We start from the raw sequence: 12,618 nt of genomic DNA, 5'->3' as shown, positions 1-12,618 counted from the left end.
CGGCCCGTCCGGTGACACGGACCCGCCCGCACCGCCGCCGTACGCACCCGCACGCGCCCCTCCGCCGTGCCCCACCGGGGACGACCCCCGGGCCCACGATGTCCTGAACTGCCTTACGGAGCCTGAAAGATGCAGCGTCATCTCATCTCGGCCGCCGACCTCACCCGCGACGACGCCGTCCTGATCCTCGACACCGCCGAGGAGATGGCCCGGGTCGCCGACCGGCCGATCAAGAAACTGCCGACCCTGCGCGGCCGTACCGTCGTCAACCTCTTCTTCGAGGACTCGACCCGGACCCGGATCTCCTTCGAGGCGGCCGAGAAGCGGCTCTCCGCCGATGTCATCAACTTCACCGCCAAGGGCTCGTCGGTCTCCAAGGGCGAGTCCCTGAAGGACACCGCGCAGACCCTGGAGGCGATGGGCGTCGACGCCGTCGTCATCCGGCACGGCGCCTCCGGAGCGCCCTACCGGCTCGCCACCTCCGGCTGGATCGACGCCGTCGTCATCAACGCGGGCGACGGCACCCACCAGCACCCCACCCAGGCCCTCCTCGACGCCTTCACCATGCGGCGCCGGCTCGTCGGCCGCGACGAGGGGATCGGCAAGGACCTCGCCGGGAAGCGCATCACCCTCGTCGGCGACGTCCTGCACAGCCGCGTCGCCCGGTCCAACGTCGACCTGCTGCACACCCTCGGCGCCGAGGTCACCGTCGTCGCCCCGCCCACCCTGGTGCCCGTCGGCGTCGAGCGCTGGCCCTGCCACGTCTCGTACGACCTCGACGCCGTGCTGCCCAAGTCGGACGCCGTAATGATGCTGCGGGTGCAGCGCGAGCGGATGAACGCCGCGTTCTTCCCCACCGAGCGCGAGTACGCGCGCCGCTACGGGCTCGACGGCGACCGGATGGCGAGGATGCCCGAGCACGCCGTCGTGATGCACCCCGGGCCGATGGTCCGCGGGATGGAGATCACCGCCGAGGTCGCCGACTCCCCGCGCTGCACCGTGGTCGAGCAGGTCACCAACGGTGTCTCCATCCGCATGGCGGTCCTCTATCTGCTGCTCGGCGGCAACGAACCCGCCGTCACCCACACCCGTACCGAGGAGAAGTAAGCGACATGAGCAAGACCCTGATCCGTGGTGCGAAGGTGCTCGGCGGCGAGCCTCGGGACGTACTGATCGACGGCGGGACCATCGCGCGCGTGGGCGACGGCATCGACGCCGACGGCGCCACCGTCGTGGAGGCCGAGGGACACGTCCTGCTGCCCGGCCTGGTCGACCTGCACACCCATCTGCGCGAGCCGGGCCGCGAGGACTCCGAGACCGTCCTCACCGGCACCCGGGCCGCCGCCACCGGCGGCTTCACCGCCGTGCACGCCATGGCCAACACCTTCCCCGTCGCGGACACCGCGGGCGTGGTCGAGCAGGTCTGGCGCCTGGGCCGCGAACACGGCTACTGCGATGTGCAGCCCGTCGGCGCCGTCACCGTCGGCCTGGAGGGCAAGAAGCTCGCCGAACTCGGCGCCATGCACGACTCCGCCGCCGGCGTCATGGTCTTCTCGGACGACGGCAAGTGCGTGGACGACGCCGTGATCATGCGGCGCGCCCTGGAGTACGTGAAGGCGTTCGGCGGCGTCGTCGCCCAGCACGCGCAGGAGCCCCGGCTCACCGAGGGCGCCCAGATGAACGAGGGCGTCGTCTCCGCCGAACTGGGCCTCGGCGGCTGGCCCGCCGTCGCCGAGGAGTCGATCATCGCCCGCGACGTCCTGCTCGCCGCCCACGTCGGCTCCCGCGTCCACATCTGCCACCTCTCCACGGCCGGATCCGTCGAACTGGTCCGCTGGGCCAAGTCCAAGGGCTGGGACGTCACCGCCGAGGTCACCCCGCACCACCTGCTGCTCACCGACGAACTCGTCCGCAGCTACGACCCCGTGTACAAGGTCAACCCGCCGCTGCGCACCGAGGCCGACGTGATGGCGCTGCGCGAGGCCCTGGCCGACGGCACCATCGACTGCGTCGCCACCGACCACGCCCCGCACCCGCACGAGGACAAGGACTGCGAGTGGGCCGCCGCCGCCATGGGCATGGTCGGCCTGGAGACCGCGCTCTCCGTCGTGCAGCACACCATGGTCGACTCCGGCCTCCTCGACTGGGCGGGCGTCGCCGACCGCATGTCGCTGCGGCCCGCCGAGATCGGCCGGCTGAGCGGACACGGCCGGCCCGTCTCGGAGGGTGAGCCCGCCAACCTCACCCTGGTCGATCCGGCATACCGTGGGGCCGTGGACCCCGCGGGCTTCGCCTCCCGCAGCCGCAACACCCCCTACGCGGGTCGTGAGCTGCCGGGGCGCGTGACCCACACCTGGCTGCGGGGCCGCGCCACGCTCGTCGACGGGAAGCTCGCGTGACACCTCACACACCCCTCCGCAACGTCGAAGCGCTCGCCGCGCTCGCCGCCGAGCAGAAGTCGGCCGACGTCACCGACTGGGCCGCCCGCATCGGCTGGCTCGTCGGACTCGCCCTCTTCGTCGCGCTCGTCTACTGGCTGATGCGCGAGGGCTGGAAGTGGCGCGCCACCCTCCAGAGCGACCTTCCCGAGCTGCCGGGCGTGCCGTCCGAGACCGGCCCGGCGACACTGGCCATGAGCGGTCGCTACCACGGCTCGACCACCGCCGGGCAGTGGCTCGACCGGATCGTGGCGCACGGCCTCGGCACCCGCTCGCGCGCCGAGCTGACCCTCACCGACGCGGGCCTCGACGTCGTACGCCCCGGCGCCGCCGACTTCTTCGTCCCGGCGGACCGGCTGCGCGGCGCCCGGCTCGACAAGGGCATCGCCGGCAAGGTCCTCACCGAGGGCGGACTCCTCGTCGTCACCTGGGAGCACGGCGACCGGCTGATCGACTCCGGCTTCCGCTCCGACCGGGCCGCCGAGCACCCCGCCTGGGTCGAAGCCCTCACCGCCCTGACACCCACCGCAGACCACACCATGGACCCCACCACGGAAGGCGCCGACCGATGAGCGCGCAACCGCAGCCGACCCCCACCAGAGGAGCCAAGGCTCCCGCCGTACTCGTACTTGAGGACGGCCGCGTCTTCCGGGGCCGCGCCTACGGAGCCGTCGGCGAGACCTTCGGGGAAGCCGTCTTCAACACCGGCATGACCGGTTACCAGGAGACGCTGACCGACCCCTCGTACCACCGCCAGGTCGTCGTCATGACGGCCCCGCACATCGGCAACACCGGCGTCAACGACGAGGACCCCGAGTCCCGGCGCATCTGGGTCGCGGGCTATGTCGTCCGCGACCCCGCGCGCACGCCGTCCAACTGGCGCTCCCGGCGCTCCCTCGACGAGGAACTGGCCGCGCAGGGCGTCGTCGGGATCTCCGGCGTCGACACCCGCGCCCTCACCCGGCATCTGCGTGAGCGCGGCGCCATGCGCGTCGGCATCTTCTCCGGCAACGCCCTGCCCGACGAGGGCACCATGCTCGCCGAGGTCCGCCAGGCCCCCGAGATGGCGGGCGCCGACCTCGCCGCCGAGGTCGCCACCAAGGAGCCGTACGTCGTCCCGGCGCTCGGCCCCGACGGCGCGCCCCTGCCGCTCGGCACCGCCCGCTACACCGTCGCCGCCGTCGACCTCGGCATCAAGGGCATGACCCCGTACCGCATGGCCGAGCGCGGCATCGAGGTGCACGTGCTGCCTGCCACGGCGACCGCCGACGACGTGTACGCCACCGCGCCGGACGGCGTGTTCTTCTCCAACGGCCCCGGCGACCCCGCCACCGCCGACCACGCCGTCGCCGTCATGCGCGAGGTCCTGGACCGGGGCACCCCGCTGTTCGGCATCTGCTTCGGCAACCAGATCCTCGGCCGCGCCCTCGGCTTCGGCACGTACAAGCTGAAGTACGGGCACCGGGGCATCAACCAGCCCGTGCAGGACCGGACCACCGGCAAGGTCGAGGTCACCGCGCACAACCACGGCTTCGCCGTCGACGCGCCCCTCGACCGGATCAGCGACACGCCCTACGGCCGCGCCGAGGTCTCCCATGTCTGCCTGAACGACCAGGTGGTGGAGGGGCTGCGGCTCCTCGACCGGCCGGCGTTCAGCGTCCAGTACCACCCCGAAGCGGCGGCGGGCCCGCACGACGCGGCCTACCTGTTCGACCGCTTCACGTCTTTGATGGACACCGTCCTGAGGGAGGGCCAGCGTGCCTAAGCGCACCGATATCCAGTCCGTCCTGGTCATCGGTTCCGGACCGATCGTCATCGGACAGGCCGCCGAGTTCGACTACTCCGGCACCCAGGCGTGCCGCGTCCTCAGGGCCGAGGGCCTGCGGGTGATCCTCGTCAACTCCAACCCGGCGACGATCATGACCGACCCGGAGATCGCCGACGCCACCTACGTCGAACCGATCACCCCCGAGTTCGTCGAGAAGATCATCGCCAAGGAGCGGCCCGACGCGCTCCTGCCCACCCTCGGCGGCCAGACCGCGCTGAACACCGCCATCTCCCTGCACGCGGCGGGCACCCTCGACAAGTACGGCGTCGAACTGATCGGCGCCAACGTCGAAGCCATCAACAAGGGCGAGGACCGCGAGCTGTTCAAGGAGGTCGTGGAAGCCGTCCACGCGAAGATCGGGCACGGCGAGTCCGCCCGCTCGGTGATCTGCCACACCATGGACGACGTCATCGGCGGCGTCGACACGCTCGGCGGCTACCCCGTCGTCGTCCGCCCCTCCTTCACCATGGGCGGCGCGGGCTCCGGCTTCGCGCACGACGAGGAAGAGCTGCGCCGCATCGCCGGACAGGGCCTCACCCTGTCGCCGACCACCGAGGTGCTTCTCGAAGAGTCCATCCTCGGCTGGAAGGAGTACGAGCTGGAGCTGATGCGCGACAAGCACGACAACGTCGTGGTCGTCTGCTCCATCGAGAACTTCGACCCGATGGGCGTCCACACCGGCGACTCCATCACCGTCGCCCCGGCGATGACGCTCACCGACCGCGAGTACCAGATCCTGCGGGACATCGGCATCGCCGTGATCCGCGAGGTCGGCGTCGACACCGGCGGCTGCAACATCCAGTTCGCGGTCGACCCCGAGGACGGCCGGGTCATCGTCATCGAGATGAACCCGCGCGTCTCCCGGTCCTCGGCGCTCGCGTCCAAGGCGACCGGCTTCCCGATCGCGAAGATCGCCGCGAAGCTCGCCGTCGGCTACACCCTCGACGAGATCCCCAACGACATCACCGAGAAGACCCCGGCCTCCTTCGAGCCGACCCTCGACTACGTCGTGGTGAAGGCACCCCGCTTCGCCTTCGAGAAGTTCCCCTCGGCCGACTCCACGCTGACCACCACCATGAAGTCCGTCGGCGAGGCCATGGCCATCGGCCGCAACTTCACCGAGGCCCTTCAGAAGGCCCTGCGGTCCCTGGAGAAGAAGGGCTCGCAGTTCACGTTCACCGGCGAGCCCGGCGACAAGAAGCAGCTCCTCGAAGAGGCCGTACGGCCGACCGACGGACGTATCAACTCCGTCATGCAGGCCATCCGCGCCGGCGCCACCCCCGGCGAGGTCTTCGACGCCACCAAGATCGACCCCTGGTTCGTGGACCAGCTCTTCCTGATCAAGGAGATCGCGGACGAACTGGCCGCCGCCGAGAAGCTCCACCCGGACCTTCTCGCGGAGGCCAAGCGGCACGGCTTCTCGGACGCCCAGATCGCCCAGATCCGGGGCCTGCGCGAGGACGTCGTCCGCGAGGTGCGGCACGCGCTCGGCGTACGCCCGGTCTACAAGACGGTCGACACCTGCGCCGCCGAGTTCGCCGCGAAGACCCCGTACTTCTACTCCTCCTACGACGAGGAGACCGAGGTCGCGCCCCGCGAGAAGCCCGCAGTGATCATCCTCGGGTCCGGGCCCAACCGCATCGGCCAGGGCATCGAGTTCGACTACTCGTGCGTGCACGCCTCCTTCGCGCTGCACGACGCGGGCTACGAGACCGTGATGGTCAACTGCAACCCGGAGACCGTCTCGACGGACTACGACACCTCCGACCGCCTGTACTTCGAGCCGCTGACCCTCGAAGACGTCCTGGAGATCGTGCACGCCGAGTCCCTGGCCGGGCCCATCGCCGGAGTCGTCGTCCAGCTCGGCGGCCAGACCCCGCTCGGCCTCGCCCAGGCGCTCAAGGACAACGGCGTCCCCGTCGTCGGCACCCCGCCCGAGGCCATCCACGCCGCCGAGGACCGCGGCGCCTTCGGACAGGTGCTGGCCGAGGCGGGCCTGCCCGCGCCGAAGCACGGCACCGCCACCACCTTCGCGGGCGCCAAGGCCATCGCCGACGAGATCGGCTACCCGGTCCTGGTCCGGCCCTCGTACGTGCTCGGCGGGCGCGGCATGGAGATCGTGTACGACGAGGCCCGGCTTGAGTCGTACATCGCCGAGTCCACGGAGATCTCGCCGACCCGGCCCGTCCTCGTGGACCGCTTCCTCGACGACGCCATCGAGATCGACGTGGACGCGCTGTACGACGGTGAGGAGCTGTACCTCGGCGGTGTCATGGAGCACATCGAGGAGGCCGGGATCCACTCCGGCGACTCGGCGTGCGCCCTGCCCCCGATCACCCTCGGCGGCTTCGACATCAAGCGGCTGCGCGCCTCGACCGAGGCCATCGCGCGCGGGGTGGGCGTCCGGGGCCTGATCAACATCCAGTTCGCGCTGGCCGGGGACATCCTCTACGTGCTGGAGGCCAACCCGCGCGCGTCGCGCACCGTCCCCTTCACGTCGAAGGCGACCGCGGTGCCGCTGGCGAAGGCCGCCGCCCGGATCTCGCTCGGCGCCACCGTCGCGGAGCTGCGCGCCGAAGGACTGCTCCCCGCCCACGGCGACGGCGGCACCCTCCCGCTGGACGCGCCGATCTCCGTCAAGGAGGCCGTCATGCCGTGGTCACGGTTCCGCGACATCCACGGCCGCGGCGTCGACACGGTCCTCGGCCCCGAGATGCGCTCGACGGGCGAGGTCATGGGCATCGACTCGGTCTTCGGCACGGCGTACGCCAAGTCGCAGGCCGGTGCCTACGGGCCGCTGCCCACCAAGGGCCGCGCCTTCATCTCGGTCGCCAACCGGGACAAGCGCTCGATGATCTTCCCCGCGCGTGAACTCGTCGCCCACGGCTTCGAACTGCTCGCCACCTCCGGCACCGCCGAGGTCCTCAAGCGCAACGGCATCAACGCCACCGTCGTGCGCAAGCAGAGCGAGGGCGAAGGCCCGAACGGCGAGAAGACGATCGTCCAGCTCATCCACGAGGGCGAGGTCGACCTCATCGTCAACACGCCCTACGGCACCGGCGGCCGGCTCGACGGCTACGACATCCGGACGGCCGCCGTGGCGCGCTCCGTGCCGTGCCTGACGACCGTGCAGGCGCTCGCCGCCGCCGTCCAGGGCATCGACGCGCTCAACCACGGCGACGTCGGCGTCCGTTCCCTCCAGGAACACGCGGAACATCTGACCGCGGGCCGCGACTAGTCATTTCCCAGGGGGACACCGGAAACGGTGTCCCCCTCTCCACGAGGCCACCCTCCGTTCCTGAGGCCGCGAGGCCACCCCTCACGAGGACACCGCCATGTACCGACTCTTCTTCGACCTCGTCTTCCGCCGGATGGACCCCGAGCGCGCCCACCACCTGGCCTTCCGCTGGATCCGGCTCGCCGCCCGCGTCCCCGTCCTGCGCACCCTCCTCGCCGCCCTGCTCGCGCCCCGCCACCGGGAGCTGCGCACCGAGGCGTTCGGGCTGCGCATGCACGGCCCGTTCGGGCTCGCCGCGGGCTTCGACAAGAACGCCGTCGCGATCGACGGGATGGCGATGCTCGGCTTCGACCACGTCGAGATCGGCACCGTCACCGGCGAAGCACAGCCCGGCAACCCCCGTACCCGACTGTTCCGGCTGGTCCCCGACCGCGCCCTCGTCAACCGCATGGGCTTCAACAACGAGGGCTCCACGGCCGTCGCCGAGCGCCTCGCGACCCGCAGGCCCGTCTTCCGGACGACGGTCGGCGTCAACATCGGCAAGACCAAGACCGTCCCCGAACTGGAGGCCGCCGCGGACTACGTGAAGTCCACCGAACGCCTCGCCCGCCACGCGGACTACCTGGTCGTCAACGTCTCCTCGCCGAACACACCGGGCCTGCGCGACCTCCAGGCAGTCGACCACCTGCGCCCGCTGCTCACGGCAGTCCGCGAGGCCGCCGACCGCAGCGTGCCGGGCCGCCGCGTACCGCTCCTGGTGAAGATCGCGCCCGACCTCGCGGACGAGGACATCGACGCCGTCGCCGACCTCGCCGTCGCCCTCGGCCTGGACGGCATCATCGCCACCAACACCACCATCGCGCGCGAAGGGCTCGGCCTGACCTCCGACCCGGCCCTCGTACGGGAGACGGGCGGCCTCTCCGGCGCCCCCCTCAAAGCCCGCTCCCTGGAGGTGCTGCGGCGCCTCTACGCGCGCGTGGGGGACCGCATCACCCTGGTCGGCGTCGGCGGCGTCGAGAACGCCGAGGACGCCTGGCAGCGCATCCTGGCCGGCGCCACCCTGGTCCAGGGCTACAGCGCCTTCGTCTACGAAGGTCCCTTCTGGTCCCGAGCGATCCACCGGGGCCTCGCCGCCCGCCTGCGCACCTCCCCGTACGCCACACTCGCCGAGGCCGTCGGCGCCGACGTAAGGACACCCGCATGAGCCCCACAGACCCGTCGGACGCCTTCGTTCCCTTCGGTACGCGGCTGCGGCACGCGATGGACACGCGCGGGCCGCTGTGCGTCGGCATCGACCCGCACGCGTCCCTGCTGCGCGACTGGGGGCTCGGCGACGACATCGCCGGTCTGGAGCGGTTCAGCGGGACCGTGGTCGAGGCGCTGGCCGACCGGGTCGCCGTGCTGAAACCGCAGAGCGCCTTCTACGAGCGGTTCGGCTCCGGGGGCATCGCCGTCCTGGAGCGGACCGTGGAGGACGCGCGCGCGGCGGGCGCCCTCGTCGTCCTGGACGCCAAGCGCGGCGACATCGGCTCGACGATGAGCGCCTACGCGGAGACGTTCCTCAGCAAGGGCGCCCCCCTGTTCGCCGACGCGCTCACCGTCTCGCCCTACCTCGGCTACGGCTCCCTGCGGCCCGCCGTCGACCTCGCGCGCGAGAGCGGCGCCGGACTGTTCGTGCTCGCTCTCACCTCCAACCCGGAGGGCGCCGAGGTGCAGCACGCGCGCGGGGCGGACGGCCGGACCGTCGGCGCGGGCATCCTCGCCCACCTCGCCGCCGAGAACGCCCCCGAGATCGCGGGCGGCGCGCCCCTGGGCTCCTTCGGCGCGGTCGTCGGCGCCACCCTCGGCGATCTGTCCTCGTACGACCTCGCCGTCGACGGACCGCTCCTCGCGCCCGGTATCGGTGCCCAGGGCGCGACCCCGGCGGACCTTCCGGGGGTGTTCGGGCGGTCGGTGCGCAATGTGGTGCCGAGTGTCAGCCGGGGGGTCCTGCGCCACGGTCCTGATGTGAGCGCGCTGCGGATCTCGGCGGCCCGTTTCGCGGAGGAGGTCCGGGAGGCGCTGCGCGAGGCGTAGGTGGGTCGTGCGGCGCGCGTTTCGGGGGGTCCGGGGTTGGGCAGCCTTCGAATTTCGTGCCGTGTCGGACGCGCGCGGGCCGTGTCGCACGGGTGTCCTGGTCGGATCCCTCCCCGAATCCGGGGCTTTTTGCCCCAGAATGTCCAGCTAGATTGAGGCTGACCAGGACTTTTCCGTTGTTCTCGCTGACTCCGAGGGTCCTGGCCGCTAGTCTCCGTCGAGTGAGGGCACCTCCCACGCCCTCCAGGCAGTGGGGGAGAAACGGGCGAGAGCGTTGCTCGTTGCTCCCCAGGTGTGGGGCGACTAGGTTCCTCACCGGTCCGTATCCGACAGTTCGACATCCGAGGTGACGTAGGCGTGGCTCTTCCGCCCCTTACCCCTGAACAGCGCGCAGCCGCGCTCGAAAAGGCCGCCGCGGCTCGCCGGGAGCGGGCCGAGGTCAAGAATCGACTCAAGCACTCCGGCGCCTCCCTTCACGAGGTCATCAAGCAGGGCCAGGAGAACGACGTCATCGGCAAGATGAAGGTCTCCGCCCTCCTGGAGTCCCTGCCCGGCGTCGGCAAGGTCCGCGCCAAGCAGATCATGGAGCGGCTCGGCATCTCCGAGAGCCGCCGCGTACGGGGCCTCGGCTCCAACCAGATCGCCTCCCTGGAGCGCGAGTTCGGCGGGGGCCCCGCCTGACGTTCCCGGGCACCCCCGAGAACCTGGATAATCGCTCCATGGCTGCAACATCCCGGGGGACGTCCCCCGTACCCCCGGACGTACGTCCGCGGCTGACCGTGCTCTCCGGCCCCTCCGGGGTCGGCAAGAGCACGGTCGTCGCGCATTTGCGCAAAGCACACCCCGAGGTATGGCTTTCGGTGTCGGCCACCACCCGTAAGCCCCGCCCCGGCGAGAAGCACGGCGTGCAGTACTTCTTCGTCGCCGACGAGGAGTTCGACAAGCTCGTCGCCAATGGCGAACTGCTCGAATGGGCCGAGTTCGCGGGCAACCGCTACGGCACCCCGCGCGGCGCCGTCCACGCCCACCTCGACGCCGGCGAGGCCGTCCTCCTGGAGATCGACCTCCAGGGCGCCCGCCTGGTCCGCGAGTCGATGCCCGAGGCCCAGCTGGTCTTCCTCGCACCGCCCTCCTGGGAGGAGCTGGTCCGCAGGCTCACCGGCCGGGGCACCGAGGCGCCCGACGTCATCGAGCGCCGCCTCGCCGCCGCCCGGGTCGAGCTGGCCGCCGAATCCGAGTTCGACACCACCCTCGTCAACACCTCCGTCGAGGACGTGGCGCGTGAGCTGCTAGCCTTGATGGACGTAGTGTGATCTTTTCTGATCCCACCCCCCCCTTTTCGGAAGGTAGAGCGTGTCCTCTTCCATTACCGCGCCCGAGGGCATCATCAACCCGCCGATCGACGAGCTGCTTGAGGCCACGGACTCGAAGTACAGCCTCGTGATCTACGCGGCCAAGCGTGCGCGCCAGATCAACGCGTACTACTCCCAGCTCGGCGAGGGCCTGCTGGAGTACGTCGGTCCGCTCGTCGACACGCATGTCCACGAGAAGCCGCTCTCGATCGCCCTGCGCGAGATCAACGCGGGTCTGCTGACCTCCGAGGCCGTCGAAGGCCCCGCTCAGTAGTTTTCGCACCTTCCCCACGGGCCCGGCGGCGCGACCGCCGGGCCCGTGGTGTGTCATGGGTGAGTACGGGCGTCACCGCGCGCGTATGCGAAGCCGAGCCTGGGGAGAGACGGTGGACCAACCGAAGGTCGTTCTGGGGGTCAGCGGTGGCATCGCCGCGTACAAGGCGTGCGAGCTGCTGCGCCGGCTGACCGAGTCGGGCCATGACGTACGGGTCGTGCCGACCGACGCCGCGCTGCACTTCGTCGGCGCCGCGACCTGGTCGGCGCTCTCCGGGCACCCCGTGTCCACCGAGGTCTGGTCCGACGTCCACGAGGTCCCGCACGTCCGCATCGGCCAGGGCGCCGACCTCGTCGTCGTCGCCCCCGCCACCGCCGACCTGCTCGCCAAGGCCGCCCACGGCCTCGCCGACGACCTGCTCACCAACACCCTCCTCACCGCCCGCTGCCCCGTCGTCTTCGCGCCCGCGATGCACACCGAGATGTGGGAACACCCCGCGACCCAGGAGAACGTCGCCACCCTCCGCGGGCGCGGCGCCGTCGTCATCGAGCCCGCCGTCGGCCGCCTCACCGGTGTCGACACCGGCAAGGGCCGCTTCCCCGAGCCCGCCGAGATCTTCGCCCTCTGCCGCCGGATCCTGGTACGCGGCGTCCGCGAACCCGACCTCGCCGGGCGCCATGTCGTCATCAGCGCGGGCGGCACCCGCGAACCCCTCGACCCCGTCCGCTTCCTCGGCAACCGCTCCTCCGGCAAACAGGGCTACGCGCTCGCCCGTACCGCCGCCGCCCGGGGCGCCCGTGTCACCCTGATCGCCGCCAACACCACCGCACTGCCCGACCCGGCCGGTGTCGACATCGTCCCCGTCGGCACCGCCGTCCAGCTCCGCGAGGCCGTACTCAAGGCCGCCGCCGACGCCGACGCCGTGGTGATGGCCGCCGCCGTGGCCGACTTCCGCCCCGCCGTGTACGCCACCGGGAAGATCAAGAAGAAGGACGGCCAGGAGCCCGAAGCCGTCGCGCTGGTCCGTAATCCGGACATCCTCGCCGAGATCTCCGGGGACCGCCCGCGCCCCGGGCAGGTGATCGTCGGATTCGCCGCCGAGACCGACGACGTCCTCGGCAACGGCCGCGCCAAACTCCGGCGCAAGGGCTCCGACCTGCTCGTCGTCAACGAGGTGGGGGAGCGCAAGACCTTCGGCGCCGAGGAGAACGAGGCCGTCGTGCTCGGCGCCGACGGCACCGAGACCCCCGTCCCGTACGGCCCGAAGGAAGACCTCGCCGACACCGTCTGGGACCTCGTCGTCGCGCGGCTGACCGGCGGTGCGACCGGCGCGCCCGGTGCGTGAACGACGCCTCCTGGGTAAGAATCGAGACCGCTCCGCCGGATACGGCCACCGGATACGGGTGACCCCC

Annotated in this window: 11 protein-coding genes; all 11 read left to right on the top strand. The window is 71.3% G+C overall.

Annotated elements, in window-relative coordinates; translation table 11 throughout:
* Window positions 1-129 precede the first annotated feature (129 nt).
* The 11 genes from ACIQNU_RS22835 to coaBC all read left to right on the top strand — a co-directional run bounded on the left by ACIQNU_RS22835 (window position 130) and on the right by coaBC (window position 12,551).
* Window positions 130-1,107 (top strand): aspartate carbamoyltransferase catalytic subunit, encoded by a 978-nt coding sequence (locus tag ACIQNU_RS22835; protein WP_401369324.1) that lies wholly within the window; start codon window positions 130-132, stop codon window positions 1,105-1,107.
* Between the two features lie 5 nt (window positions 1,108-1,112).
* Window positions 1,113-2,399: a dihydroorotase gene (locus ACIQNU_RS22830; protein ID WP_401369322.1), complete on the top strand. Its 1,287-nt coding sequence runs from the start codon at window positions 1,113-1,115 to the stop codon at window positions 2,397-2,399.
* Window positions 2,396-3,010: a hypothetical protein gene (locus ACIQNU_RS22825; RefSeq protein WP_401369319.1), complete on the top strand. Its 615-nt coding sequence runs from the start codon at window positions 2,396-2,398 to the stop codon at window positions 3,008-3,010. The genes ACIQNU_RS22830 and ACIQNU_RS22825 overlap by 4 nt, the downstream gene beginning before the upstream one ends.
* Window positions 3,007-4,203, top strand: a complete 1,197-nt coding sequence (gene carA / locus ACIQNU_RS22820; RefSeq protein ID WP_401369316.1) for a glutamine-hydrolyzing carbamoyl-phosphate synthase small subunit — start codon at window positions 3,007-3,009, stop codon at window positions 4,201-4,203. Before ACIQNU_RS22825 ends, carA begins: the two co-directional genes overlap by 4 nt.
* A complete protein-coding gene (gene carB, locus ACIQNU_RS22815) occupies window positions 4,196-7,504 on the top strand; it encodes a carbamoyl-phosphate synthase large subunit (protein WP_401369313.1) in 3,309 nt (1,102 codons plus the stop codon). Before carA ends, carB begins: the two co-directional genes overlap by 8 nt.
* A gap of 97 nt (window positions 7,505-7,601) precedes the next feature.
* Entirely contained in the window at window positions 7,602-8,708 is a 1,107-nt protein-coding gene (locus ACIQNU_RS22810; RefSeq protein ID WP_401369310.1) for a quinone-dependent dihydroorotate dehydrogenase, read from the top strand.
* Window positions 8,705-9,580: an orotidine-5'-phosphate decarboxylase gene (pyrF, locus tag ACIQNU_RS22805; RefSeq protein WP_401369307.1), complete on the top strand. Its 876-nt coding sequence runs from the start codon at window positions 8,705-8,707 to the stop codon at window positions 9,578-9,580. The genes ACIQNU_RS22810 and pyrF overlap by 4 nt, the downstream gene beginning before the upstream one ends.
* A gap of 357 nt (window positions 9,581-9,937) precedes the next feature.
* Window positions 9,938-10,261 (top strand): integration host factor, encoded by a 324-nt coding sequence (locus tag ACIQNU_RS22800; protein ID WP_003956414.1) that lies wholly within the window; start codon window positions 9,938-9,940, stop codon window positions 10,259-10,261.
* 38 nt (window positions 10,262-10,299) lie between these two features.
* Entirely contained in the window at window positions 10,300-10,893 is a 594-nt protein-coding gene (gene gmk, locus ACIQNU_RS22795) for a guanylate kinase (RefSeq protein WP_401369304.1), read from the top strand.
* A 40-nt stretch (window positions 10,894-10,933) separates the two neighbouring features.
* The gene (rpoZ, locus tag ACIQNU_RS22790; RefSeq protein ID WP_003982715.1) at window positions 10,934-11,206 is read left to right on the top strand and encodes a DNA-directed RNA polymerase subunit omega; all 273 of its coding nucleotides are present in this window, start codon (window positions 10,934-10,936) and stop codon (window positions 11,204-11,206) included.
* Between the two features lie 85 nt (window positions 11,207-11,291).
* Entirely contained in the window at window positions 11,292-12,551 is a 1,260-nt protein-coding gene (gene coaBC, locus ACIQNU_RS22785; RefSeq protein ID WP_401369302.1) for a bifunctional phosphopantothenoylcysteine decarboxylase/phosphopantothenate--cysteine ligase CoaBC, read from the top strand.
* Window positions 12,552-12,618: the final 67 nt, after the last annotated feature.

It is taken from the genome of Streptomyces sp. NPDC091292, from assembly GCF_044757265.1.
Taxonomy (GTDB): Bacteria; Actinomycetota; Actinomycetes; order Streptomycetales; family Streptomycetaceae; genus Streptomyces.
The sequence above is the reverse complement of the archived record's forward strand: the minus strand, read 5'-3'. Positions and strand labels throughout refer to the sequence as shown.